Source organism: Rhodoblastus acidophilus, assembly GCF_009720655.1.
Classification (GTDB): domain Bacteria; phylum Pseudomonadota; class Alphaproteobacteria; order Rhizobiales; family Beijerinckiaceae; genus Rhodoblastus; species Rhodoblastus acidophilus_A.
Genome location: NZ_WNKS01000066.1, coordinates 1 through 362 on the forward strand (window position 1 = coordinate 1; position 362 = coordinate 362).

Annotated in this window: 1 pseudogene; it reads left to right on the forward strand. The window is 62.7% G+C overall.

The annotated features are described in order from the left end of the window. A pseudogene (locus tag GJ654_RS20950) lies at nucleotides 1–362 on the forward strand (calcium-binding protein); the annotation flags it as partial.

Genomic DNA, 362 nt, shown 5'->3' on the forward strand with positions numbered 1-362 from the left:
GGCGACGACACCTATGTCACCGATGGCGGCGACACCATCACCGAGGCGGCGAATGCCGGAACGGACACGGTGCAGAGCTCGGTCAGCCTGACGCTCGGGGACAATCTGGAAAACCTGACACTTACTGGAACCGCCGCGATCAATGGAACCGGCAACACGCTGAACAACACGATCATTGGCAACGACGCGGCTAATGTGCTGAACGGCGCGGGCGGCTCTGACATCCTGATCGGCGGCCTCGGCGACGACACCTATGTCACCGATGGCGGCGACACGATCACTGAAGCGGCGAACGCCGGAACGGACACGGTGCAGAGCTCGGTGAGCCTCACGCTCGGCGCCAATCTCGAAAACCTGACCCT